This is a genomic window from Actinoallomurus oryzae (assembly GCF_039541955.1).
Classification (GTDB): Bacteria; Actinomycetota; Actinomycetes; order Streptosporangiales; family Streptosporangiaceae; genus Actinoallomurus; species Actinoallomurus oryzae.
The window spans coordinates 107,179-130,835 of the sequence record NZ_BAABHF010000043.1 but is presented as its reverse complement, the minus strand read 5'-3'; the positions used below and the strand labels follow the sequence as shown (position 1 = coordinate 130,835).

At 70.6% G+C, this 23,657-nt stretch carries 23 protein-coding genes and 1 tRNA gene; 14 read left to right on the top strand and 10 right to left on the bottom strand.

Translation table 11 applies throughout. The annotated features are described in order from the left end of the window. Window positions 1–11: 11 nt before the first annotated feature. A complete protein-coding gene (locus ABEA10_RS34585) occupies window positions 12–392 on the top strand; it encodes a helix-turn-helix domain-containing protein (protein WP_345471183.1) in 381 nt (126 codons plus the stop codon). Between the two features lie 269 nt (window positions 393–661). Here ABEA10_RS34585 and ABEA10_RS34580 read toward each other — a convergent pair. Beyond that, a tRNA-Arg gene (locus ABEA10_RS34580) sits at window positions 662–733 on the bottom strand. 218 nt (window positions 734–951) lie between these two features. On the opposite strand from ABEA10_RS34580, the gene ABEA10_RS34575 reads away from it, so the two are divergent. The 4 genes from ABEA10_RS34575 to ABEA10_RS34560 all read left to right on the top strand — a co-directional run bounded on the left by ABEA10_RS34575 (window position 952) and on the right by ABEA10_RS34560 (window position 4,898). Next, window positions 952–1,341 carry a response regulator transcription factor gene (locus tag ABEA10_RS34575; protein ID WP_329262207.1) on the top strand — a complete coding sequence of 130 codons (390 nt, stop codon included), beginning with the start codon at window positions 952–954 and terminating at the stop codon, window positions 1,339–1,341. 49 nt (window positions 1,342–1,390) lie between these two features. Beyond that, a complete protein-coding gene (locus tag ABEA10_RS34570; RefSeq protein ID WP_345471181.1) occupies window positions 1,391–2,149 on the top strand; it encodes a DALR anticodon-binding domain-containing protein in 759 nt (252 codons plus the stop codon). 74 nt (window positions 2,150–2,223) lie between these two features. Further along, window positions 2,224–3,603, top strand: a complete 1,380-nt coding sequence (gene lysA, locus ABEA10_RS34565; RefSeq protein ID WP_345471179.1) for a diaminopimelate decarboxylase — start codon at window positions 2,224–2,226, stop codon at window positions 3,601–3,603. After that, complete coding sequence (locus ABEA10_RS34560) at window positions 3,600–4,898, top strand: homoserine dehydrogenase (RefSeq protein WP_345471177.1); 1,299 nt, start codon at window positions 3,600–3,602, stop codon at window positions 4,896–4,898. Before lysA ends, ABEA10_RS34560 begins: the two co-directional genes overlap by 4 nt. A 16-nt stretch (window positions 4,899–4,914) precedes the next feature. Here ABEA10_RS34560 and ABEA10_RS34555 read toward each other — a convergent pair whose 3' ends face one another. Next, on the bottom strand, window positions 4,915–5,235 hold the full coding sequence (locus tag ABEA10_RS34555; RefSeq protein ID WP_345471175.1) for a hypothetical protein: 321 nt from the start codon (window positions 5,233–5,235) through the stop codon (window positions 4,915–4,917). Next, entirely contained in the window at window positions 5,232–7,532 is a 2,301-nt protein-coding gene (locus ABEA10_RS34550; protein ID WP_345471174.1) for an N-6 DNA methylase, read from the bottom strand. The genes ABEA10_RS34555 and ABEA10_RS34550 overlap by 4 nt, the downstream gene beginning before the upstream one ends. Window positions 7,533–7,806: 274 nt before the next feature. Between ABEA10_RS34550 and ABEA10_RS34545 the strand changes: the two genes are divergently transcribed. Then, window positions 7,807–9,021: a hypothetical protein gene (locus tag ABEA10_RS34545; protein WP_345471173.1), complete on the top strand. Its 1,215-nt coding sequence runs from the start codon at window positions 7,807–7,809 to the stop codon at window positions 9,019–9,021. Here ABEA10_RS34545 and ABEA10_RS34540 read toward each other — a convergent pair. The 3 genes from ABEA10_RS34540 to ABEA10_RS34530 are packed head-to-tail and all read right to left on the bottom strand — an operon-like array spanning window position 8,942 to window position 10,745. Beyond that, on the bottom strand, window positions 8,942–9,466 hold the full coding sequence (locus ABEA10_RS34540) for a hypothetical protein (protein WP_345471172.1): 525 nt from the start codon (window positions 9,464–9,466) through the stop codon (window positions 8,942–8,944). The two genes, ABEA10_RS34545 and ABEA10_RS34540, sit on opposite strands and share 80 nt — an antisense overlap. Further along, the gene (locus ABEA10_RS34535) at window positions 9,463–10,101 is read right to left on the bottom strand and encodes a hypothetical protein (protein WP_345471170.1); all 639 of its coding nucleotides are present in this window, start codon (window positions 10,099–10,101) and stop codon (window positions 9,463–9,465) included. Before ABEA10_RS34535 ends, ABEA10_RS34540 begins: the two co-directional genes overlap by 4 nt. Next, window positions 10,098–10,745 (bottom strand): hypothetical protein, encoded by a 648-nt coding sequence (locus ABEA10_RS34530; protein WP_345471168.1) that lies wholly within the window; start codon window positions 10,743–10,745, stop codon window positions 10,098–10,100. The genes ABEA10_RS34535 and ABEA10_RS34530 overlap by 4 nt, the downstream gene beginning before the upstream one ends. Window positions 10,746–10,859: 114 nt before the next feature. Here ABEA10_RS34530 and thrC point away from each other — a divergent pair, with 114 nt between their 5' ends. From thrC to ABEA10_RS34510, 4 genes are all read left to right on the top strand, one after another. Further along, window positions 10,860–11,900: a threonine synthase gene (gene thrC / locus ABEA10_RS34525; RefSeq protein ID WP_425550997.1), complete on the top strand. Its 1,041-nt coding sequence runs from the start codon at window positions 10,860–10,862 to the stop codon at window positions 11,898–11,900. Next, entirely contained in the window at window positions 11,900–12,796 is an 897-nt protein-coding gene (gene thrB / locus ABEA10_RS34520) for a homoserine kinase (protein ID WP_345471305.1), read from the top strand. The genes thrC and thrB overlap by 1 nt, the downstream gene beginning before the upstream one ends. A 363-nt stretch (window positions 12,797–13,159) precedes the next feature. Further along, window positions 13,160–15,073 (top strand): transcription termination factor Rho, encoded by a 1,914-nt coding sequence (gene rho, locus ABEA10_RS34515; protein ID WP_345471166.1) that lies wholly within the window; start codon window positions 13,160–13,162, stop codon window positions 15,071–15,073. Window positions 15,074–15,247: 174 nt separating this feature from the next. Next, window positions 15,248–16,549, top strand: a complete 1,302-nt coding sequence (locus tag ABEA10_RS34510) for a sensor histidine kinase (RefSeq protein ID WP_345471164.1) — start codon at window positions 15,248–15,250, stop codon at window positions 16,547–16,549. Between the two features lie 43 nt (window positions 16,550–16,592). Here ABEA10_RS34510 and ABEA10_RS34505 read toward each other — a convergent pair whose 3' ends face one another. Further along, window positions 16,593–16,979, bottom strand: coding sequence for a PPOX class F420-dependent oxidoreductase (locus ABEA10_RS34505; RefSeq protein ID WP_329252801.1), 387 nt, complete (start codon window positions 16,977–16,979; stop codon window positions 16,593–16,595). Between the two features lie 14 nt (window positions 16,980–16,993). Then, window positions 16,994–17,587 carry a dihydrofolate reductase family protein gene (locus ABEA10_RS34500; RefSeq protein ID WP_345471161.1) on the bottom strand — a complete coding sequence of 198 codons (594 nt, stop codon included), beginning with the start codon at window positions 17,585–17,587 and terminating at the stop codon, window positions 16,994–16,996. Between the two features lie 91 nt (window positions 17,588–17,678). Here ABEA10_RS34500 and ABEA10_RS34495 point away from each other — a divergent pair, with 91 nt between their 5' ends. Together ABEA10_RS34495 and ABEA10_RS34490 are read left to right on the top strand one after the other, a co-directional pair. Beyond that, complete coding sequence (locus ABEA10_RS34495) at window positions 17,679–18,134, top strand: winged helix-turn-helix transcriptional regulator (protein WP_345471159.1); 456 nt, start codon at window positions 17,679–17,681, stop codon at window positions 18,132–18,134. 28 nt (window positions 18,135–18,162) lie between these two features. After that, window positions 18,163–18,810 (top strand): response regulator transcription factor, encoded by a 648-nt coding sequence (locus tag ABEA10_RS34490; RefSeq protein ID WP_329252812.1) that lies wholly within the window; start codon window positions 18,163–18,165, stop codon window positions 18,808–18,810. A 6-nt stretch (window positions 18,811–18,816) separates the two neighbouring features. Here ABEA10_RS34490 and ABEA10_RS34485 read toward each other — a convergent pair whose 3' ends face one another. Next, window positions 18,817–19,464, bottom strand: a complete 648-nt coding sequence (locus ABEA10_RS34485) for a response regulator transcription factor (RefSeq protein ID WP_329252814.1) — start codon at window positions 19,462–19,464, stop codon at window positions 18,817–18,819. 16 nt (window positions 19,465–19,480) lie between these two features. Next, window positions 19,481–20,749, bottom strand: coding sequence for a sensor histidine kinase (locus tag ABEA10_RS34480; protein ID WP_345471156.1), 1,269 nt, complete (start codon window positions 20,747–20,749; stop codon window positions 19,481–19,483). A 209-nt stretch (window positions 20,750–20,958) separates the two neighbouring features. Between ABEA10_RS34480 and ABEA10_RS34475 the strand changes: the two genes are divergently transcribed. Beyond that, entirely contained in the window at window positions 20,959–23,172 is a 2,214-nt protein-coding gene (locus tag ABEA10_RS34475) for an MMPL family transporter (RefSeq protein ID WP_345471154.1), read from the top strand. A gap of 175 nt (window positions 23,173–23,347) precedes the next feature. Continuing rightward, entirely contained in the window at window positions 23,348–23,572 is a 225-nt protein-coding gene (rpmE, locus tag ABEA10_RS34470) for a 50S ribosomal protein L31 (RefSeq protein WP_345471152.1), read from the top strand. The last annotated feature ends 85 nt before the right edge of the window (window positions 23,573–23,657 follow it).

The following is a 23,657-nucleotide window of genomic DNA, read 5'->3' as shown; positions in this document are numbered from 1 at the left end:
GGCATATCACGATGTCTTCTCCCAATCCCCTCAGCCAGCAGCGTCTCAACGACGAACCGCTCTTGCGCCCGCGCGAGGTCGCGGAGCTGTTCGGTGTCCGGACCACGACCATCGCCCGATGGGCACGTGAAGGCAGGCTCGCACCGGTCTTCACCCCTGGCGGTCATCGGCGCTACCACCCCGCCGACATTCGCAAGATCCTCCACAGCGAAGCATCGAACGACCATGAGGTCCTAGTCGAGGACGCGGTACGGCTGTACGAGCAAGGGTGGAGCATTCGGCAGGTCGCCGACCGGTTCGAATGCAGCTATGGCGCCATGCGCCGCCTCCTGATGAGCCAGGTACGACTGAGGAACCGAGGCGGGCAGATGGTTGATGGTCCTGGCCTGTAGGAAAGTCGCGGGCACGCGACCGGGATCCTGTAATACCTGTACGCCCAGTGCCTCGACGGCCACGACGAACGGGGATTGCGTCGGCGGAAGTGGTGTAAGGGTTTCTAGTGACGAGCGTGTCCGCCCAGCAGCGAACGACTTGCTGCGGATGACCGAGTGTGTGCCGATCGGGAGCGTAAACCCTCTTCCGGCAGCAACCCGTGGGGGGCGTGGGGGGCGGAGCCCCTCACAGCGGGGGTTCCAGGGGGTCGCCCCCCTGGGTCAAACGGCGCCCCCTGCAGGATTCGAACCTGCGCACCCGGCTCCGGAGGCCGGTGCTCTATCCCCTGAGCTAAGGGGGCTCAAGACGCCTAGAGATTACCAGCATCCCGGTACCGCTCGCGCCGGTCCCGGCGTGAGGCCCGGTTCGATGCCAGGCCGCCGGGTCGGTGGGGTGGTCGTTGGCTACGCGGTGGTTTCGGTCGGTCGTCCCCCCGATAACGATGATGCCGCACGTTGTCGTTCTCCGCGTGTCCCGGGTGGTCGAACCGCTAGCTTTGCGGCCGTGACCCTTGGACGCGTGCTGGTCGTCGATGACGACGAGGTGATCCGGCAGCTCATCGCCGTGAACCTCCAACTGGAGGGGTTCGAGGTGGCGACGGCTGTCGACGGTCAGGACTGCTTGGATAAGGTGCGCGAGGTCGATCCCGACGTGATCACGCTCGACATCATGATGCCCCGGCTCGACGGCTGGGTCACCGCGGTGAAGCTTCGGGAGGATCCCGGTACGCGGGGCATCAGGGTCGTGATGATCACGGCGCGGGCGCAGGAGCATGACATTCGCCGGGGGCACGAGATCGGGGTGGACGCCTACGTCACCAAGCCGTTCGATCCGTCCGAGCTGATCCGTACCGTTCGTGAGCTGGCCGGCGCCGGTCCCAGCCCGGACGACGCGAATGACGCCGGTTGATCTTTCCGGCCCTCTCCAGTCCACATGCTGGTCAGATAGTCTCGTACGCGTGACCCCGGGTAGCCTCGCGCACGTGAACCCGGGTGAGTTGAGCAGTGCCGTCATCGCCGCCGTACGTGACGCGGTCGCCGATGGCGACATCAGCGTGCCCATTCCGGAGAAGGCGCCGGTCGAGGCGACCGCCACGGGGGACTACGCCACGCCGCTTCCGCTACGGCTCGCCAGGGCCGCGGGGCGGTCCGCACCTGAGGTGGCGGCGGTCCTCGCCAAGCATCTCGCCAAGCGGCCGGGGGTCCGTACCGCCAGGACGACCGGCCCCGGCTTTCTCACGATCACCATGGACACGCCGCTCACCACCCGGATCGATGAGTCGTACGGTCTGATGGCCGTTCCGCGGGCCGAACGCTGGCCCACGCGGCCGCTGACCTTCGACAACCCCGGCTTCCGCGTACGGTTCGCGTACGCGCGTGCCTGCGGGATCCGGCGGCACGCCGCCGACCTCGGGCTGCGTGAGGCGGAAGGTCCGCTGGACGACCCTCGCGAGCGGCTGCTGATCGGGCTTCTCGCCGACTTTCCCGGACGGGCGGAGCAGGCGGCGCGGCAGGACGACCCGCGCCCCTTCACCCGGCACCTCGAACGGATCGCCGACGCCTACCACGACGTCCATGAGCAGTGTCCCGCGCTGCCCAGGGGTGACGAGCCCATCGGCACCCGGCACACCGCGCGGCTGGGTCTGGCCCGTGCGGTGCGGATCGTGCTGGGAAACGGCCTGCGGATGCTCGGGGAAATGCCGGACGACCGCCTGTGAGCGGCCACCCGCCGATGGACGACCGCCCGCCTGCCGATGAACGACCGCCCGCCTGTGAGCGTTACGGAGAGATCATGAGTCGAGTGCACCCGGCCGGTCCACGGCATGCCGACGTGCTGCCCGAGGACCACCCGCTGCCCCCGCCGCGCGACCTCAACGCGCTCGCGGCCGGTGTCTGGCCGCGCAACGCGCGGCGCGAGGACGGCGCCCTGACGATCGGCGGGGTGGACGTCCGTGACCTCGCGGGGGAGTACGGCACCCCGCTCTACGTCTACGACGAAGAGGACTTCCGGTCCCGGTGCCGCGAGTTCGCCGGCGCCTTCAGCGACGGCGACGTCTACTACGCCGGCAAGGCCTTCCTGAGCACGGAGATCGCCCGCTGGGTGGCCGAAGAGGGGCTGGGCCTGGACGTCTGCACGGGGGGCGAGCTCGCGATCGCGCTGCACGCCGGGTTCCCGGTCGAGCGCATCACCTTTCACGGCAACAACAAGTCCACCGGCGAGCTCACGCGTGCCCTCGACGCCGGTGTGGGGCACATCGTGGTCGACTCCTACGAGGAGATCGCGCGGCTGGGCTACCTCGCCAAGGAGCGGCACGTACGGCCCAAGGTGATGATCCGCGTCACGACGGGGGTCGAGGCGCACACGCACGAGTTCATCGCCACCGCGCACGACGACCAGAAGTTCGGGTTCGCCCGGGAGACCGCGCTGGAGGCGGCCCGCCGCGTCCAGGACATCGACTCCCTGGAGCTCGTCGGCCTGCACTCCCACATCGGCTCGCAGATCTTCGACACCGACGGCTTCGAACTGGCCGCCCACCGCGTCGTGGACCTCCTGGTCGCGATCCGCGACGAGCACGGCGCCGAGCTGCCCGAGCTGGACCTCGGCGGCGGTTACGGCATCGCCTACCTGGAGGGTGACGACCCTCTCGACCCCAAGCACATCGCCGACAACCTGCGCGGCATCATCGACCGTAACTGCCGGGAGCGGGGCCTGACGGTGCCGCGGCTGACCGTCGAGCCGGGCCGTACGATCGCCGGGCCCGGGGGCATCACGCTGTACGAGGTCGGCACGGTCAAGCCGCTCGACGGGCTCCGCACGTACGTCTCGGTCGACGGCGGCATGAGTGACAACATCCGCACCGCGCTGTACGGCGCGGAGTACACCAGCGTGCTCGCCTCGCGGCGCTCCGACGCGGCCCCGATGCTCAGCCGCCTCGTCGGCAAGCACTGCGAGAGCGGCGACATGGTCGTGCGCGACCTGTGGCTGCCGGAGGACCTCGCCCCCGGCGACCTCGTCGCGGTGGCGGCCACCGGCGCGTACTGCCGTTCACTCGCCAACAACTACAACCACGTGCCGAAGCCGGCGGTCGCGGCCGTACGCGACGGACGGTCCCGGCTCATCCTCCGCCGCGAGACCGAGGAGGATCTGTTGCGCCTGGAGGTCTCGCCGTGACATTGAGGATCGCACTGCTGGGGTGCGGCACCGTCGGTACCGAGGTCGTGCGGCTGCTGCGTGAGCAGGCCGACGACCTCGCCGCCCGTGTCGGCGTCCCGCTGGAGCTGGCCGGGATCGCGGTGCGGCGGCTCGACAAGCGCCGTGAGAGTGTCCCGGCCGAGCTGCTAACCACCGACGCCATGAGCCTGGTGACCAGCGACGACGTCGACATCGTGGTGGAGGTGATCGGCGGGCTCGAGCCCGCGCGCGGGCTCCTCCTCGCGGCCATGAAGGCCGGAAAGTCGGTCGTCACGGCGAACAAGGCGCTGCTGGCCGAGGACGGCGCCACGCTGTTCGGCGCGGCGCGGGAGTACGGCGCTGACATCTACTACGAGGCGTCCGTCGCCGGGGCGATCCCGCTGCTGCGCCCGCTGCGCGAGTCGCTGGTCGGCGATCACGTCCACCGGGTCATGGGCATCGTCAACGGCACGACCAACTACATCCTCGACCAGATGGACACCTCCGGGGCCGGGTTCGCCGAGGCCCTGAACGAGGCGCAGGCGCTCGGCTACGCCGAGGCGGACCCGACCGCCGACGTCGAGGGCTTCGACGCGGCGGCCAAGGCCGCGATCCTGGCCCAGCTCGCCTTCCACACACGTGTCACCGCCGCCGGGGTGCACCGCGAGGGCATCGCCGACGTGACCTCCGCCGACATCGCCAGCGCCAAGGCGATGAACTGCGTGGTCAAGCTCCTGGCGATCTGCGAGCGCGTGCCGTCGGCGGAGCACCGCGCCGGTCGCGGCGTGTCGGTCCGCGTGCACCCCGTGATGATCCCGCGCTCGCATCCGCTGGCGAGCGTCCGCGAGGCGTACAACGCCGTTTTCGTGGAGGCAGAGTCGGCCGGTTCGCTGATGTTCTACGGCGCGGGCGCCGGCGGGGCGCCGACCGCGAGCGCCGTGCTCGGCGACATCGTCGCGGTCGCCCGCAACCGCGTGCACGGCACCCGCGGGCCGGCGGAGTCGACCTACGCCGAGCTGCCCGTGCTCCCGATGGCCGACACGATCACCCGCTACCACGTGGCGCTGGACGTCGCCGACCGCTCCGGCGTGCTGGCCCGCGTCGCCGACGAGTTCGCCGAGAACGACGTGTCGATCCAGGCCGTGCGCCAGGAGGGGCACGGCGAGGAGGCGCAGCTCGTCATCGTCACCCACCGGGCGCCCGACGGCGCGCTGTCGGCCACCATCGAGCGCCTTCGCGACCTGGAGATCGTCCGCGCGGTCGCCAGCGTGATGCGCGTCGAGGGCGACGACTAGCGGAGTGGGACCTGGCTCACCACGGTCGGTCGTCTTCACTCCTGGCCCCCTCCGCCCGCCGGGCGGCGATGCGCTCACGTGAGCGGCGACGGTCGCGCCACCAGGCCAAGCGGTCGGCGGATTCCTGGGGGAAGACGATCTGCAGGGCGAAGACAGCGAGCCCGAGTGCGCCCAGAACGCACACGACCCACGATGGCGCGCCGAACAAGCCGCAACCGATGGGGAGGCCGAATCCCGACACTGGGGGGACGAGCCCTCTGAGTGCTGTGCCCAGGCCCGTTGCCGGAGCGCCGACCTTGCCGTTCGTCGTGTCGTCTCTGGTCTCGTCGGCGGTCATGGAAGAGTCACGACGCCTTCCATCAACTGTTCTGCCAGCGTTGCCCGCGCTTGTTCGGAGGCGCGCGCGAAGTTTCGATGCGCCGCGATTTGATCGTCCAACGCCCGGAGGCTTGCGCCGATCCCGCGTTGCTCGTCGATCGGAGGAATGCTCACCATGAGCCGGCCGAGGGTCTGGCCGGTGATGAAAGGGACGGCCGTGCCGGTCGATCTGTCCTCGATCCACTCCCGCACGGTGGCCAGTGACAGGAAACCCAGCAGGTACCACGGGTCCACCGTCTCAGCGCCAATCCGGCGCAGCCGGAAGAGGTTGGCTCCGAAGAGCCAGCCGTCCTGGTTCGTTTCGACGAGTGCCGGTTCGGTCATGGCCCCTGATCGGACGCAGAGGATGTCGTACGGGGAGAGCCGGAACTTCGCGAGCTTTCGCGCGAGTTCCTCGCTGACGCATTCCGCTCCGGTGGCGACGATGCGACGGTCGCGTAGATGCCGTGGCATCACGACAGGTACCGGGCCGTCCTTGGTGCGATCGTCTGTTCCGAGCCGTGAATAGGACGGCCCGGCCTGGATCAGGCAGATGTCTTCCAGCGCGAGCCGCCGCCAGCCCGAGGGCAAACCGCTTGAGGCCCTGGTAAGGGGCAGAGTCCGCAGCTCCTCGACTCGGGAGTCGGCCGTGCTCACCCGCGATCGGATGTCAGCCAGCTCGGCGAGGCTGACTGCGGTGTCCTCCGACCGCATGGAGCGCGCGGCCCCGCGCGTGCCCTTCAGGTAGTCCGACGGGTGCAGCGAATGACCCGTGTCGCGGAGCGCGTCCGCACCTGCCACGGTCGCGCTGCCGCCGCCCGCCAACTCGATCCGCTCACCTTCGGGCAGGCGGAGCCGGTCGGTGAACAGCTCTGGAATCGACTCAACGGCTTCCCTGGACAAGACCGGGCCGGCCTGGTCCTTGCCGCTCATGGCTCTGGCGTCGACGAACAGGATTCGGCGGGGGCCAGGGGCGGGGCGACGAACCACCCACAACATCACGGCGGCGTCGCTCAGCGGGAAAATGTGTGCGGGCAGCGCGACAACGGCTTCAATCGCGCCCTTCTCCACCATCTCCTTGCGGATCCGGCGTTCCTCCTCGTCGGAGCTGACACCGGCCTGAGACGTCATCAGCACGGCGGCCCTGCCCCCGGATGTGAGTGATGAGACCGCATGTTGGACCCACGCGTAGTTGTCGTTGTGCCGCGGAGGCGGGCCGAACGGCCATTCGCTGTCCGAACGCCTTCGCGCCATCGGGCGCTGCCGATTGAACGGCGGGTTGAGCAGTACGGCGTCGGCCGGCGAACGATGCTCATCCGGTTCATCCCATGGCGTGTCTCTTCCTGGGCGGAGCCGGGCCGTCAAACCATGGACAGCCAGGTTCATACCGGCGAGGCGCAAAGTCTCCCGATTCGGGCTCTCACCGCCTACCGTCTGGACCTGGCGCGTTCGGCTCGCGGCGCGCAGCAGTTCTCCTCCGCGAAGGTACGGGTCGTAGACCGTGCCACCCTCGGCATCTTCGGCGATGACCAGGCCTGCCATCAGACGCGCCACTTCCGCAGGCGTGAAGTAGTCCGCGCTCCCCAGCCGCCTTTCGGTGGAAAAACGACTCAGCAGCGCGTCGAAGTCGTCGTCGCCGAGCTGGTCGCAGGCGCGGATCACTTCAATGAGGTCCTCAGCGGCGCGCGGACGCAGCCGCTCGAGGACGGAGTAAACGCCGGACGGGACTCCGCGCGACCGGAGCACCTGGTCCACGCGCTCGCTGACGTGACGGACAAGACCATCGGGGCGAATCCGGTCCGAATCTGTTTCGGTGACCTCCATGAGTCTCATCCATTCGTCGCGGGCGGTAACGCGCACGAAGATGAGGCAGAGCAGAAGAGAGAGGTAGTCGGCCTGGGAACCGGCGCCCCCGCGAACACTTTCCGCCAGCGGTCCGAGCAGGTGGTCGTGGGCCAGGTCGGAACTGCCGGCGCCAGTGCGCGTCGTCCGACGCGCGGGCGTCTCAGGGGCATGTACGCTCCTGCGGCGCGCCCGTCGGCCGTAAGTGGCGTCGGCCGGCTCATCGGCCGCACGATTCTTCGCCGGGATCGGGCGACGGTCGAGCCACTCGAGGACGCTCGCGAGCGTGAAGTATTCTCCGTCGGCCAGGTGGAGAACCTTTGGGAAGCCTTGAAGCCTCGCCCACTTCGTGATGGTGGGTCGCTTCACCCCCGCCAGCCGGGCGAACTCGTTTCTGGAGAGCAGTCGATCAGCGTTGCCCTGTTCATCCCGCACGGGGGCTCCTTAGAGATCTTGCGGCACTGCGAGCTCGACCGTAGAGCGCGAGGAGCTGCCCCAGCAAGTGAGTACCTCAGGTACTCACTCTTGCCACATCAGGTGCGTGGGTACTCCTGGCTGAGCGATGTTCTCTTGAGTAAGGTCCAGTGCCTGGTGGATCGGGAGAACAGGTCCGCCGAAGGCCTCCTCCGTGATGGCAACCCTGTTGCGGCCGTCAGTCTCTTGTCCGTTGGCCGACGGTGGTTTCCATCGGTGGCTAGGATGCTCGACGATGGCGGAGAATGCCGGGACTGCGGCGAGGCCTACCGGGCTACTGTCCGTCCTGGCGCTTCCGGTCGCGGCGTTGCGCCTCGCGGCGGGGTCGTTCGTGCCGCTTGCCCTCTGGTTCGGCGCCGGGGCGATCCCGCGTTACGTGCTGATCCAGGCGATCTCCGAGCTCGGCCACGGCAGCGAGCCGGGGCTCCGGCGCGTACTCGTTCTCGTGCTGCTCAGCGTGGTCGTGCTGATCTCGCTGGTCGTCACGATCGGGATGATGTTCACGCTGGGCCGGCGCCTCGATGCGATCAAGGACCCCGACGAGCCGTACGCCGCGGCGATCGGCCGCACGCTGTTCCCGTTCGTGCTGATCTATCTCGGCTGGAACCTCTACACCGACGACCTGCGCGAGGTGCTGCGGGCGGACGCCCAGCGGCTCGCCGACGCGGGCGACTACCTCGACGTCGGCAAGATCCTCAACGTGTCGATCCCCGTGGCGCTCGTGGTGGCCGTCGTCGCGTGGGGACTGCGCGTCCTCGCCGAACGCCGGCACGAGGCCAGGCCGGGCCGCGTCCTCGCCGTGCTCGTCGCGTTCCTGGAGGTCAACTTCACGCTCTACGCGCTGTACTCGATCGTCCAGCTCGTACGGGCGGCCCAGCGCTGGGTCACCGGCCGCGTCTTCTGGCACGCGCTCACCGGCCGCCTGAGCCCGCCGGACGCCGGGCCGGTCGAGCAGGCCCTCGTCCTGCCGCTGGTCTGGCTCGCCATCGCGGCCGTCGTGTACGGCCTCGAACGGCACGATCGCGAGGCGATCGAGGGAACGCCGCTGGAGCGTCTCGCCGCCCGCCTCACCGGGCGCCCGCGCCGGCTCGCGGAGCTGGCCGGCCGTGGCGCGCGGGAGAAGTACGTGCCGGTGGCACACGCGGTGCGGCTGGTGTTCCGTGCGGGCGCGCCGGTGTTCGCGTGGTTCTGCCTCTGCTACGTGGCGATCGGCGCGCTCATGGACCGCGTCCAGCGCGGTGTGATCGCGCTCATCGGCACCGACCACACCGTACGGTTCTGGAACCTCGTGCTCGCGCCGGTGGAGTACGGCCACCGGCTGGTGTACGAAATCCTCCGGCTCGCCCTGCTGGCCGCGATGTTCGACCTGGTCATGCGGAGGGCCGGTGGAGGAACACCAGCTCCGGACCGCCCAGCGCCGGTGACAGGTCCTGGTGCCGGTGCCGCATGACGAGCTCGATCGAGCCGGCCGCCCGGCTCGGCACCAGCCCCATGACGTACGCGGGCTCGTGGGTGCCGTAGTAGATCACCGTGTGCCACTCGCGCGCCGTCCAGCGGTTTCCCGCGCGGTCGCGCAGCGCGAAGTCGATGTTCGAGTCGGCGGGGTTCTTCGTGAGTGGTTCGGCCTTGAGCGTGACGAGGACGAGGGTCTCGCCCGGCCGGGCCGGGGCGTCGATGCCGTCCGGGGGGAGATCTCCGGGTTTGAGTACCGCCGGTCCGTACGAGACCAGCGTCCAGCGGATCCGCTGGAAGACGGCGGGCCGTCCGGGGGCGACCGTACGGGTGTGGCCGCCGGGGACGTCCTGGCGGTAGTGCCGCCACTCCGCCCGGAACGGCAGGTAGATCGCGACCGTCGTCACGGCCGGCAGGGCCAGGATCCGCGCCGCGCGCTTCACGACGGCTCCGGCAGGCCGTACCCGGTGGCCGCCGTACGGGTCAGCTCGGCGGCGTCGCCGGCGGAGATGCCGAGGTCGACGTGGACCTCGGCGCTGAAGCGCACCGGGTCGTCGCGGTAGTGGCCGAACGCCGCCTCCTCGGTGTCGCGGTCGGACAGCGCGAAGCGGGCCCCCTCCAGCGCGCCCGGCGGCACATCGAAGACATAACAGCCCCGGCGCGGCATCCCGGGCTGGAGCCGTACGAACCCCAGCGTGGTCACCGGCGGCCCGAGAAGTCCGCTGGATCCCAGCTTGTCGGTCGGGTAGTAGTGGCCGTACCGCGTGTCGAGCCGGGCCGCCGCGACGAACTCCGGCGAACGCCGCGCCGCGACCGTGGCGATCACGACGACGAAGACACCGTTCGCCGGGATGATCTGCGGCTTGGCGCCGTACGGGCCCTCCGGCACCCGGATGGTGCGTGCGGTGACCACCTGCTCCACCTGGACGGTGAAGCGCGGCTCGGTGACCGTCCGCCCGAGCTCGCCGTTCCGCACGAACGGCCCGTACGCCCGCTCGTAGCTCCAGTGTCCGGCCTGCAGTCCCACCGCCGCGCCGGCCAGCACGAGGGTGAGCGGGATCGACCACCGTCGCTTCATCGCTTCACCGGCAGCGTGACGTTGGCGACCAGGACCGGAATGATCTGCGTGACACGGCCCGATCGGTGCGTGAACGGGTCGTGTTCGACCCTCGTCGTGTAGCGCCGTGGCTGGTAGCCCCAGTAACCGCGCGGGTCGAGGACGCCCGCGGCGGTGCGCCGGTAGGCGGCCAGCGCGACCCTGATGTGATCGGGCATCACCGTCGTGGCGCTCAGCTCGTACTGCACGGCGACGTACGTCGGCAGCCGCGGCTGGAGCGAGCGGAACAGCGTGTCGCCCGCGATGCCCTGCGCGTCCTTCAACGTGGGCCGGGGGCCGTTACGCGTGTTCCAGTAGAGGAAGATGCCGTGCGCGAAGACGTCGTCGTCCGCCCCGGCCATCGTGCCCGTCGTCTCCCGCGTGGGGTTGACGACCCAGGCGTTGATCACCAGTAACCGGCGGGCGGCGGCGAACTTGGTCTTCGGGACCGTCGTGACGTGCGCGCCGACGAGCCGGGTGCGGAACAGATGCTGGTCGACCTCCTGCCCGGGGCGTACGGTCGCGGGCGTGTCGGCCGCGCGCAGGCCGCCGGTCAGCCAGAGGACGCCGGCCGCCACGACGACGGCCGTAGTGGCGGAGGCGGCGACGAGCGCTCGGGGACGCACGGGGCACAATGATAGATATCCCCTGTTGATCCCAGCATGTGGAACGACGTGAGACGCGAGGCTCCGCCGCCTCTACACTCGGCGTACGGTCATCGCAGGTCAGGAGGGATCACCGTGACCAAGGCATGGCGGGGGATCATCGAGGAGTACCGTGATCGGCTTCCGGTGACGGCCGACACGCCCGTCATCACCCTGTTCGAGGGCGGCACGCCGCTGCTGCCCGCACCACGGCTGTCCCAGCTCACCGGCTGCGACGTCCATCTCAAGGTCGAGGGCGCCAACCCGACCGGCTCCTTCAAGGACCGGGGCATGACGGTGGCGATCAGCCGGGCGGCCCAGGACGGCGCCAAGGCGATCATCTGTGCCTCGACGGGCAACACCTCCGCCTCGGCCGCCGCGTACGCGGTGCGCGCCGGCATGGTGTGCGCGGTGCTGGTGCCCCAGGGCAAGATCGCGATGGGCAAGCTGGCCCAGGCGCTCGTGCACGGCGCCCGGCTCCTGCAGATCGACGGCAACTTCGACGACTGCCTGGAGCTCGCGCGCAAGCTGTCCGCCGACTACCCGGTCGCCCTGGTCAACTCGGTGAACCGCTACCGGCTCGAAGGGCAGAAGACCGCCGCGTTCGAGATCGTCGACACGCTCGGCGCCGCCCCCGACGTGCACTGCCTGCCCGTCGGCAACGCCGGGAACATCTCCGCGTACTGGATGGGATACCAGGAGGCCGACACGCGTCCGCGCATGCTCGGCTTCCAGGCCGCGGGCGCCGCGCCGATCGTGCGCGGCGAGCCGGTGCTCAAGCCGCAGACGATCGCCACCGCGATCCGCATCGGCCATCCCGCCTCGTGGGACCTTGCCGTACGCGCACGCGACGAGTCGGGCGGCGCGATCGAGGCCGTGACCGACCGGAAGATCCTCGCCGCCTACCGCCTGCTCGCCCGCGAGGAGGGCGTCTTCGTCGAGCCCGCCTCGGCGGCCAGCGTCGCCGGCCTGCTGCAGGCCCGCGAGGAGGAGCTCGTGTCCGCCGGGCAGCGGGTCGTCTGCACGGTGACCGGCAACGGCCTGAAGGACCCCGACTGGGCGATCTCGGGCGCGCCCGCGCCGATGACCGTGCCGGTCGACGCCCACGCCGCGGCCTCGGCGCTGGAACTCACGTGATCCGTGCCGTACGGGTCCGGGTGCCGGCCACCAGCGCCAACCTCGGGCCGGGCTTCGACGCGCTCGGGCTGGCCCTCGGCCTGTACGACGACGTCGAGGTGGAGGTGGCCGGATCCGGCCTGTCGATCGAGGTCAGCGGCGAGGGGGAGGACACCGCCGGACGCGGCGCCGACCATCTGATCGCGCGAACGTTCCGCGCGACGTACGAACGGCTCGGCGGCGAACTCACCGGGCTGCGGATCCGCTGCGTCAACCGCATCCCGCACGCGCGCGGGCTCGGCTCGTCCTCGGCGGCCACGATCGCCGGCATCGTCGCCGCGCGCGCCCTGCATCCCGCGGGCGAGACGTTCACCGACGACGACGTCCTGGCGCTCGCGACGCGCATCGAGGGGCACCCCGACAACGTCGCACCCTGCCTCGCCGGCGGCCTCACCATCGCCTGGCAGGCCCCTGGTGGAGCCCGGCTGACCAGGATGGACGTGTCATCGCGCGTACGGCCGGTGGCATTCGTGCCCGACGAGCGCCTCGCCACCGAACGCGCGCGGGGGCTGCTGCCGGACACCGTGCCGCACGCCGACGCCGCCGCGAACGCCGGCCGCGCGGCGCTGCTCGTCGCGGCCCTGACCGCGACCCCCGAACTCCTCCTCGACGCGACCGAGGACCGGCTGCACCAGTCCTACCGCGAGCCCGCGATGCCCGCCTCGCTCGACCTGGTCGAACGGCTGCGCGCGAAGGGCGTGGCGGCCGTGATCTCCGGGGCCGGGCCCACGGTCCTCGCACTCACCTTCCGCGACGGCGAAGTTGATTCAATCAGCGCGGAAGTGGGTACTTCGTGGCACATACACCCGCTGAATGTGGCCCCCCATGGCGCACGCGTTCAGCCGATCCATCAGTGACACGCGACATCGACCTCTGGGGAATAGCAGTGTGCCCAGGTGATGTTAGGCTAAGTGCCGCACCAGATGCCCCGCTCGGGGGCGTGGGCTCGTCGGCCACTCCGGCTTATGCCGGCCGCGTGACGCGGATGTGGTTCCCCGGCACCGAAACCGCTCGTCGTTCATTGTTCCGGCAAAGCTTCGGACGTAACGGGATCGGGGATCAGATCCGGCGACCTGCCTCCACCATCTGGCTGTGGCCAGAACTCTTCGCCGATCAACTTCAGATCAGCAGAGCTCGACTGATCCGGCGCCCCCGCCGGCTCGCACTACCGGGTTGCCTGGCCGACGGCGGCCACACCCGCTCCCTGGGAAGGACCCTTAGTGAGCGAATCCACCGAACTCCTCACGGACGCAGCCACCACAGCGCCTGACGCCACCCCTGCCGAGCAGACGGCTCCCGCTCCGCGGCGCCGCCGCAGCGGCACGGGCCTGTCGGCCATGGTGCTCCCCGAGCTGAAGGCGCTCGCCTCCAGCCTCGGCATCAGCGGCACGGGCGGCATGCGCAAGAGCCAGCTCATCGCTGCCATCCAGGAGAAGCAGGCGCAGAACGCCGGCAGCGGTGACCAGGCGACGGCGCCCAAGGCGGCCCCGAAGACCGAGGGTGAGGCAGGTGAGGCCGCCGGCCAGGCCAAGACGGCTCCCGCCGCCACCGAGACGGAGCGCGGCGAGACCCAGCAGCCCCGGCGTGAGCGGGCGTCCCGGCGCGACGACGCCGCCCCGCAGCAGCAGGGTCAGCAGCAGGAGATCAAGACGGAGACGGCCGAGTCCGAGGGTGGCCGCGACGGCCGTGACGGCGGCCGGGAGAGCGCCGGCCGGGAGAGCGGCGGCCGTGAGGGGGGCGGTCGCGAGGGCGGCGGCCAGCGCCAGCGGCAGCGCGGCAACCGCAACCGTGACGGCCAGCGTGACGGCCAGCGCGACGAGGGTCGGGGCGGCCAGGACGGCCGTGGCGGCAACCAGGGCCAGCGCGGCGGCCAGGGCCAGCGGCAGAGCGACGACGACGGCGAGGACGGCGGCGGCCGGCGCCGGCGCGGCCGGTTCCGGGAGCGCAACCGCGGACGCGGCGGCCGGGAGCGCTACGGCGACGCCGACCCGGTGATCAACGAGGACGACGTCCTGATCCCGGTCTCCGGCATTCTCGACATTCGCGACAATTACGCTTTCGTCCGCACCACGGGTTACCTCCCTGGTCCGCAGGACGTCTACGTCTCCCTCGCCCAGGTCCGCAAGTACGGCCTGCGCAAGGGCGACGTCATCACCGGTGCCGTCCGGCAGCCGCGCGAGGGCGAGCGGCGCGAGAAGTTCAACGCGCTGGTTCGCCTCGACACGGTCAACGGCATGGAGCCCGAGCAGGCCAAGGGCCGCGTCGACTTCTCCAAGCTCACCCCGCTGTACCCGCAGGAGCGGCTGCGCCTGGAGTCCGACCCGGGCCAGCTCACCACGCGGATCATCGACCTGGTCAGCCCCATCGGCAAGGGCCAGCGCGGTCTGATCGTGTCACCGCCGAAGGCCGGCAAGACGATGGTGCTGCAGGCGATCGCCAACGCCATCACCAAGAACAACCCCGAGTGCCACCTGATGGTCGTGCTCGTGGACGAGCGTCCCGAAGAGGTCACCGACATGCAGCGGTCGGTGAAGGGCGAGGTCATCCACTCGACCTTCGACCGGCCCGCCGACGACCACACGATGGTCGCGGAGCTGGCGATCGAGCGCGCCAAGCGCCTCGTCGAGCTCGGCCACGACGTCGTCGTGCTGCTCGACTCGATCACCCGTCTCGGCCGCGCGTACAACCTGGCCGCTCCGGCCAGCGGCCGCATCCTGTCCGGTGGTGTCGACTCGACGGCGCTGTACCCGCCGAAGCGGTTCTTCGGCGCCGCCCGCAACATCGAGAACGGCGGCTCGCTGACGATCCTCGCCACCGCGCTGGTCGAGACCGGCTCGCGCATGGACGAGGTGATCTTCGAGGAGTTCAAGGGCACGGGCAACATGGAGCTGCGGCTGCGCCGCGAGCTCGCCGACAAGCGCGTGTTCCCGGCGATCGACGTCGACGGCTCCGGCACGCGTAAGGAAGAGATCCTCATGTCCGCGGAGGAGCTGCGCATCGTCTGGCAGCTGCGCCGGGTGCTGCACGCTCTTGAGATGCAGCAGGCGCTGGAGCTTCTCCTGGAGAAGATGAAGGAGACCAAGTCGAACGCGGAGTTCCTGCTCCAGGTGCAGAAGACGACGCTGAACGACTGACCCCATTCTCGTCAAGGACGCCCCGTGGCCCCGTGCCCCGGGGCGTTCTTCCTTGTCCGGGCCCCGGGGTGGGGCTAGCCCCACCCCCATGAGGCTGGGACGCTCCATGGCGCGCGGGGCTCCCGTCCGTGAGGCTTGGGCCGTACGGTGGATGCGGCGCGAAAGGGACCCGCGGTGAACAGCACGCTCGAGATGACACCCTCCCGGCGGCGGTCCGGTCCGCTGCGGCTGGCGAGGGAATCGTTGACGTGGCGGTCGGCCGCCTACCTGCTGCTGCACTTCCCGCTCGGACTGGCGTACTTCGTCGGGCTGACCGTGCTGCTGTCGGTGTCCGCGGGCACGGTGATCATCTGGGTGGGCGTGCTCGGGCTCGCCCTCAGCATGATCCTCTGGCGGACCGCCGCGAAGCTCGAGCGTCACCTGGCGAAGGCGGCCTTCGGCGTCGACATCCCCGACCCGCACCGTCCGCTGCCGCGGGGCGTCAACCTGTTCGCCAAGTGGAAGGCCATGGCGACCGACCCGGCGACCTGGAAGGACCTCCTCTATCTGCTCCTGGCCTTCCCGCTCGGCGTCGTCGAGTTCGTCCTGTCGGTGGCGTTGTGGTCCGCCGCCGCCGGGCTCATCGCGACGCCGTTGACGATCAACTGGAAGAACGACGGCTATCTCTATCTCACCGTCGGCAGCCACGAGATCTGGTTCGACAACACGCTGACGACCCTGCCGGCGATCCCGCTCGGCATCGCGCTGGCGTTCGTGACCATGTACGTCGTCCGAGGCGTCGGCTACGCCCACGGCGCGCTCGCTCGCTACCTGCTCGGCCCGAACGAGACCCAGGCGCTGCGGGCCCGTACTGCCCAGCTCCAGGCCAGCCGGGCGCGTGGCGTCGACGCCGCGGAGGCCGAGCGCCGCCGCATCGAACGCGACCTGCACGACGGCGCCCAGCAGCAGCTCCTCGCCGTGGCGATGGACCTCGGCCGGGCCCGGGCCAAGCTGGAGACCGACCCGGCCGGCGCCCAGGAGCTGATCCAGCAGGCCCACGCCGGCGCGAAGGAGGCCATCGCGGAGCTGCGCAACCTCGCCCGCGGCATCTACCCCGCGATCCTCACCGACCGCGGCCTGGACGCCGCGATCTCCGCGGTCGCCGCACGCACCGAGGTGCCCGTGGCGGTCGAGGTCGACCTGCCCACCCGCCCGCCCGCGGCCGTCGAGAGCATCGCCTACTTCATCGTCTCCGAGGCCCTCACCAACGTCTCCAAGTACGCCCGCGCGACCCGCGCCGCCGTACGCATCAGCCGCGACCAGAACTGGATCGTGGTGGAGGTGTCCGACAACGGCGTCGGCGGCGCGGAGGCCACACCGGGCGGCGGCCTGGCGGGCCTGGCCGACCGCGCGGCCGGCATCGACGGCATCCTCACCGTCAACAGCCCTCCCGGCGGCCCCACGGTCATCCGCGCGGACCTCCCGGCGGTCTGGTAGCCGGTCCGCGCGGAGGCCCGCGGGCAGGGGTTTCACCCGCGTCTCACCCCAGGCTCTGGCGATCGGGCTCGATGAGCGCGACGACCCGCTCCTCGGCGCGCGAGTAGGGGCCACCGATGTACTTCGCCGCGATCCGGTCGACGACCTCCCAGGCCGCGTCGCCGTCCAGCCACTCGACGACCCTGCCGCGGATGATGACCGGCTGGAACGGGTTGCCGTCCGGTGTCAGGGAGAGCGCGATCCGCGGATCGCGCCGCAGGTTGCGGGCCTTGCGGGAGCCCGGCCCGGTGAGGATGGCGACGTGGTCGCCGTGCGTGCCGATCCAGACCGGCACGGAGTGGGGAGCGCCGTCGGGCAGGACGCTGGCGAGGTGGGCGATCGGGGTGCCGTCGAGCACGCGGCGTACGTCGGGATCGAGCATCGTGGTCATCTCCTGGGTGTGGGTCAGCGTTCGACTTCGTAGTGGAGGTGGGTGACGCCCGGGGCGGGGACGGCCTCGATGAGGCGGAGCCGTACGTGCCCGGGGAGGGTCTGGAAGAAAGGACGGCCGCCGCCGAGCAGGACCGGCACCTGGTGGAGGATCACCTCGTCGACGAGCCCCGCCTTCAGCGCCTCGGTCAGGACGCCGCCGCCCATGAGGCCGACGTCGCCGTCGCCGGCGGCCTCGCGGGCCGCCGCGACCGCGTCCTCGATGCCGGTGGTGACGAGGGTCTGCCGCTCGGACATCTCCGGGGCCGGCCGGTGGCTGAGCACGAACAGGCGGGCGTTCGGGTGGGGGCTACCGCCTCCGAAGCCGTCGGAGTCGTCGTAGGTGTTGCGCCCCGCCACGACCGCGCCCACACGTCCGGCGAAGGCGTCGAAGACCCGGGCGCTGGGCTCACTCAGCCTGAACCCGTCGAACACCCGGCTGGGCGTGTCGCCGTCGAAGTACCAGTCGAAGAGCGTCGCCCCGTCGCCGAGCCCGCGGCCGGCGCCGGGGTCGCGCCCGGTGATGTAACCGTCGACCGACACCGCGTGGGCGCTGAAGACCTTGCTCATGCTCGCCATCCGTTCCGAGTTCCTTTAAGAGACTCCATGACCGTAGCAGTCGGAGTTCCTTGAGGGAACCCAGATTGCTAAACTGGGTTCCATGCAGCGCACGAACTTCGCGGAGATGGCGTGCTCGATCGCGCGCACGCTCGACGTCATCGGGGAGCCCTGGTCGCCGCTGATCCTGCGTGACGTGTTCGCGGGGTTCCGCCGGTTCGAGCAGATCCAGGCGGACCTCGGCATCTCGCGCAAGGTCCTCACCGAGCGGCTGAACCACCTCGTCGAGCAGGGAGTGCTCGAACGCCGGCCCTACGACCGGCGGCCGCGGCATGAGTACGTCCTGACGGAGAAGGGCGCCGAGCTCGTCGACCTGCTCATGGTCATGGTCGGCTGGGGGGACCGGTGGCTCGCGGGCGAGGCCGGCCCGCCGGTCCTCTACCGCCATCACGCGTGCGGTGAGATCAGCGGCGTCGACCTGCGCTGCGCCCACTGCGGCGAGCCGATGCACGCGGGCGACGTCGACCTGCTGCCCGGCCCCGGCGCGGCGGCGAGCTGAGGCCGGAATTCCTCTAAGCTGGGCGACCGTGCGGGTCGTGATCGCGGAAGACGCTGTGATGCTGCGCGAAGGCCTGATCCGCCTTCTCGCCGACGAGGGCATCGAGACGGTGGCCACCTCCGGCGACGGCGCCGGGCTCCTGGCGATCGTCGAGGAGCACCGGCCGGATCTCGTCATCGTCGACGTCCGCATGCCCCCGACGTTCACCGACGAAGGGCTGCGCGCCGCCCTGAAGGTGCGCGAGCGGATGCCCGGCACGCCCATCCTCGTCTTCTCCCAGTACGTCGAGGAGCGCTACGCCACCGACCTGATCGGCGGCGGCGCCGAGGGCGTCGGTTACCTGCTGAAAGAGCGTGTCGCCGACGTCGCGGAGTTCCTCGGCGCGGTCAAGCGGGTCGCCGAGGGCGGCACGGTCATCGACCCCGAGGTCATCGCGCAGCTCCTCGGCCGCCGGCGCCGGGGCGACCGGCTGGAGGTGCTGACCCCGCGCGAACGCGAGGTGCTCGGCCTCATGGCCGAGGGCATGTCCAACGCGGCGATCGCCCGCAAGCTCGTCGTCACGGACGGCGCGGTGGAAAAGCACATCTCCAACATCTTCCTCAAGCTCGGCCTCCAGCACACGACCAGCACCCATCGCCGGGTCATGGCGGTCCTCGCCTACCTCGGCCAGGGCTGACCCCGCTCAGGAGCCGTTGAGGTAGGCCAGCACCGCGAGGACACGGCGGTTGTCGTCGTCGGAAACCGGCAGGTCCAGCTTCAAGAAGATGTTCGACGTGTGCTTGGCGATGGCCCGCTCGGTCACCACGAGGCGCTGGGCGATCGCCAGGTTGGAGCGGCCCTCGGCCATCAGCGCGAGCACCTCGCGTTCGCGCGGCGTCAGGTCGCCCAGCGGCTCGTCGCGGGATTTGCGGACGAGGAGCTGGGAGATCACCTGCGGGTCCATCGCCGTGCCGCCGGCGGCCACCCGGCGCACCGCGTCGATGAACTGGTCCGCGTCGAACACCCGGTCCTTGAGCAGGTAGCCGATGCCGCCGCTGCCGTCGGCGAGCAGCTCGCGGGCGTACAGCTGCTCGACGTGCTGCGACAGCACCAGCACGGGCAGGCCGGGAACCTCGCGCCGGGCCTGCAGGGCGGCCTGCAGGCCCTCGTCGGTGAACGTCGGGGGGAGGCGTACGTCGACCACGGCCACGTCCGGCTTGATCGTGAGCAGCGCGCGGTTCAGCTCCGGGCCGTTGTCGACCGCGGCCGCGATCTCGAAGTCGTACGCCTCGAGGAGCCGGACGAGGCCGTCTCGCAGCAGGAACAGATCCTCGGCGAGGACGACGCGCATCCCGGCTCCTCCAGCGTCAGGGCCGGGGCGCGGTCAGCGCGCACGGCAGTTCGATGGTCACGATCGTGGGGCCTCCCGCCGGACTGTTCAGCGCGAGGACACCGTCGAATGTACCGAGCCGCCGCTCGATTCCGCGAAGTCCGGTGCCGGCGGACATGTCCGCGCCGCCCTGGCCGTCGTCGGTGATCATGATGCGGAGCATGCCGTTCTCGTGCCGGAGGTCCAGCCAGACGCGGCGCGCGCCGGAGTGCTTGGCCGCGTTGGTGAGCACCTCCGAGACGGCGAAGTAGGCCGCCGACTCGACCGGCGCGTCCAGGGTGCCGGGAAGGTCGACCTCGACCTCGGCGGTGAGGGGGAGCGCCATGGCCAGGGCGCGTACGGCGTCGCCGAGCCCGCGTTCGGCCAGGACCGGCGGGTGGATGCCGCGGACCAGGTCGCGCAGCTCGGTGAGGGCCTTGGAGGAGGACTCGCGCGCCTCGGACAGCAGCTTCTTGGCCTTCTCCGGGTCGCGTTCGAGCAGGTGCTCGACCGCACCGAGGCTCATGCCCATGGCCACCAGCCGGGCCTGCGCGCCGTCGTGCAGGTCGCGTTCGATCCGGCGCAGCTCGGCCGCCTGCGTGTCGAGCGCGTCGGAGCGGGTCTCGGTGAGGCGCTCCACACGCATCTGCAACTCGCGCTCGTGCGTGGGGCCCAGCATCGAGGCGTCCAGCCGCGCGTGCACCTTCATGATCTGCGGGGTCAGCCAGACGCCCAGGCCCGCGTACACGAACCCCATCAGGCCGGCGAGCATCGCGCTGCCGAAGCCGGTGACGTGCACGAAGGTGTACCAGTCGCCGCCGCCCGAGTGCACGATCGGGTACCAGACCCCGGCCGCCAGCACCCAGCCGTACGGGCCGTAGAAGAGGAGCGTGAAGGCGAGAATCGCCAGGGTGAACCCGGCGGTGGCGTCGGTGATCATCCACAGCAGGTCCCGGTACGTCGCCGGGTCCTTCATGATCCACCGGTACCGCTCCAGCACGCCGAGCACGCCGCCCTGGAACTCCGGCTTCGGCTTGTACGGCGTCTTGATCTCCACGCCGAACCACTGGTGCGCGAGCCGCCGGCGCATGCCCATGTAGGAGCGCGCGGCGGCCGTGACGACCGGAGTCACGAACAGGCCGACGCCGACCAGTGACAACGCCATGAACACGACCGAGAAGATGAAGAACACCAGCGATCCGAGCATCGCCAGCAGGCCCAGGCCCAGTCCGCGTACGGCGGCGAGCGCCGCCTTCCCAATGTTCATCATTCCTCCCGACTCCGTCCTTATCTTGCCGTGTCGAGTCTCGCGAGCGGGACCTTCGCGGTCACTGGGCTCAGGGACCTCGCGGGGGTGTCACTGGCACCACCCCCGTGAGGGGGACGAGGCCACCGCGTGAGGGGTGCTGAGCGGCTGGGGTGGGCCACCGCGAATTCCTAGCGTCTCCGTCAGAGCCCAGAGGTCAGGAGACGCTCATGAGAAGCAACGTTCGCGGACGCCCCGCACCTCCGTCGTCTTTCGCCGCCCGGATCGGGGGCTGGAGCGTGCGGCACCGCAAGACGGCGATCATCGGCTGGCTGGTGTTCGTCATCGCCGCCAGCGTGATCGGCGGAATGGCCGGCCAGGTCACGATGAAGCCGTACGAGAACGCCGCGGGCGACTCCGCCCGCGCCCAGAAGATCCTGTCCGACGCCGGGATCAAGGATCCGGCCGGAGAGATGGTGATCGTGCACAGCGGTACGCCCGGAGCCTGGCGCGACGCGGCGACGGACGTCTCCGCCGCGGTACGGGCCACGGGCCGCGTGGGTGAGGTCGCGCCCACCGTCGCCTCCGCGGACGGTCGCGACGGTCTCGTGCGGTTCACCATGACCGGCGATCCGGACACGGCGGCCGACCGGGTCCAGCCCGTCCTGGACGCCGTCGCGCGGGTGAAGGCGGCGCACCCGGAGGTGACGATCGGCCAGTTCGGCGACGCCAGCGCGGGCAAGTGGCTGAACGACGTCCTCGGTAAGGACTTCGCCCGCGCGGAGTGGACCGGGGTGCCGCTCGCCCTCGGCATCCTGCTCGTGGCGTTCGGCGCGCCGCTGGCCGCCCTGCTGCCGGTCGGGCTCGCGCTCACCGCGTTCGTCGCGGCGAACGGGCTGCTGGCCGTGGCCAGTCACGCGCTGCACCTGTTCGACACGACCAGCTCGGTGATGCTGCTCATGGGGCTCGCGGTCGGCGTGGACTACTGCCTGTTCTACATCCGCCGCGAGCGTGACGAGCGCGCCGCGGGTCACGACAAGGAGACCGCGCTGCGGATCGCCGCCGCGACGTCCGGCCGGTCGGTGCTGATCTCCGGCCTCACGGTGATGCTGGCGATGGCGGGCATGTTCCTGTCCGGGCTCCTGCTGTTCAAGGGCTTCGCGCTGGCCACGATCCTGGTCGTCTTCATCGCGATGCTCGGCTCGGTCACCGTGCTGCCGGCGCTGCTGTCGCTGCTCGGTGACAAGATCGAGCTCGGCCGCATCCCGTTCCTGGGCCGCCGCCGTGGCCGCCGCACCGCCGGCGGACGTGTGTCCGCCGCCATCCTGCGGCCCGTGCTCGCCCGTCCGGCGATCTTCGCGGTGCTGGCGGCGGGCGTCATGCTCCTCCTGGCCGCGCCGACCGCCGGCATGCACACCCAGGAGCTCGGCCTGGACCAGGAGATGCCCAAGGGCACCCCGATGCTCGAGGCCTACCAGCGGATCTCCACGACGTTCCCCGGCGGGCCGGCGCCCGCCAAGGTGGTGCTCAAGGCCACCGACATCGGCTCGCCGGAGGTCCGGAAGGCCATCACCGAGCTGAAGAGCCGGACCGGCCGGGGCGGGGAGTTCGGCACACCGGTCACCGTGACCACCCACGCACGGCAGAACGTCGCCGAGATCGCCGTGCCGCTCGCCGGCGACGGCAGGGACGCGACCTCAAAGCACGCTCTGCGGACGCTGCAGGAGCGGATCGTGCCCGAGACGGTCGGGGCCGCCGGGACCGCGTACGTGACCGGTGAGCTCGCGGACTCGGTCGACTTCAACGACCAGCTTCACGCCGACATCGCACCGGTCTTCATCTTCGTGATGGTCGTGACGTTCGTCCTGATGCTGGTCTCCTTCCGGTCCCTGACGGTCGCGATCACCTCGATCCTGCTCAACCTGCTGTCGGTCGCGGCGGCGTACGGCGTCATGGTCGCGGTCTTCCAGCACGGCTGGGGCGCGGGGCTGTTCGGCACGGACGCGGTCGGGGCGATCGAGGGCTGGATGCCGCTGTTCGTCTTCGTGGTGCTGTTCGGCCTGTCGATGGACTACCACGTGTTCGTCGTGTCGCGGATCCGGGAGGCGCGCGACCGGGGCCTGAGGACGCGTGACGCCGTGGCGCACGGGGTGCGCTCCAGCGCGGGCGTCGTCACCTCCGCGGCGGTGATCATGGTGGCCGTCTTCGCGGTCTTCGCGACGCTGTCGATGCAGGACATGAAGCAGATGGGCGTGGGCCTGGCGGTGGCCGTGCTGCTGGACGCGACCGTCGTACGGGCGGTGCTGCTGCCGTCGGTGATGGTCCTGCTCGGCGAGCGCAACTGGTACCTGCCGCGCTGGCTCGGCTGGCTGCCCCGGGTGTCCCACGGCGAGGAGCCGGTGCCGGCCCACGCCGAGGGCGGCCCGGTGCCGGTGGCGCGCTGAACGGAAGGGGCCCGGCCGGGCGCGGGGGCGCCGGCCGGGCCCTTCACGCGCGGGGAATGCGTGGTGGCCTCGGCATGTTGTGCTATCTGGCACACTGGTACGCGCTGCGGTACCGGTTCACATCCCCGGATCCCCCGGGCGATGACCCGGCGACCGCCTGAAGCGAGGAGAAGTAGTGAAGCCTGACATCCACCCGAGCTACGGCGTCACCACCGTGACGTGCACGTGCGGGAACACCTTCCAGACCCGGAGCACCGCGGAGAACGGCGCGATCCACGCCGACGTGTGCTCGAACTGCCACCCCTTCTACACGGGCAAGCAGAAGATCCTCGACACCGGTGGCCGCGTGGCCCGGTTCGAGCGGCGGTTCGGCAAGAAGGCCACGGGCAACAAGAAGTAGCCAGACGTCTCACGCCGACCGGAGAGGCATTTCTCCGGTCGGCGTCAGCCTGTCTGACCGTGCTCGTCCAGCGCCAAACCAGGAC

Bases quoted from the DNA above. Each gene is read 5' to 3' on its own strand.
- ABEA10_RS34585 (WP_345471183.1), top strand. From the start codon at position 12: ATGTCTTCTCCCAATCCCCTCAGCCAGCAGCGTCTCAACGACGAACCG.
- ABEA10_RS34505 (WP_329252801.1), bottom strand. From the start codon at position 16,979: ATGACCACGATGCTCGATCCCGACGTACGCCGCGTGCTCGACGGCACC.
- ABEA10_RS34555 (WP_345471175.1), bottom strand. From the start codon at position 5,235: ATGACCGCCGACGAGACCAGAGACGACACGACGAACGGCAAGGTCGGC.
- ABEA10_RS34485 (WP_329252814.1), bottom strand. From the start codon at position 19,464: ATGCGCGTCGTCCTCGCCGAGGATCTGTTCCTGCTGCGAGACGGCCTC.
- ABEA10_RS34545 (WP_345471173.1), top strand. From the start codon at position 7,807: ATGGCGGAGAATGCCGGGACTGCGGCGAGGCCTACCGGGCTACTGTCC.
- ABEA10_RS34475 (WP_345471154.1), top strand. From the start codon at position 20,959: ATGAGAAGCAACGTTCGCGGACGCCCCGCACCTCCGTCGTCTTTCGCC.
- ABEA10_RS34480 (WP_345471156.1), bottom strand. From the start codon at position 20,749: ATGAACATTGGGAAGGCGGCGCTCGCCGCCGTACGCGGACTGGGCCTG.
- ABEA10_RS34500 (WP_345471161.1), bottom strand. From the start codon at position 17,587: ATGAGCAAGGTCTTCAGCGCCCACGCGGTGTCGGTCGACGGTTACATC.
- ABEA10_RS34535 (WP_345471170.1), bottom strand. From the start codon at position 10,101: ATGAAGCGACGGTGGTCGATCCCGCTCACCCTCGTGCTGGCCGGCGCG.
- ABEA10_RS34495 (WP_345471159.1), top strand. From the start codon at position 17,679: ATGCAGCGCACGAACTTCGCGGAGATGGCGTGCTCGATCGCGCGCACG.
- lysA (WP_345471179.1), top strand. From the start codon at position 2,224: ATGAGTCGAGTGCACCCGGCCGGTCCACGGCATGCCGACGTGCTGCCC.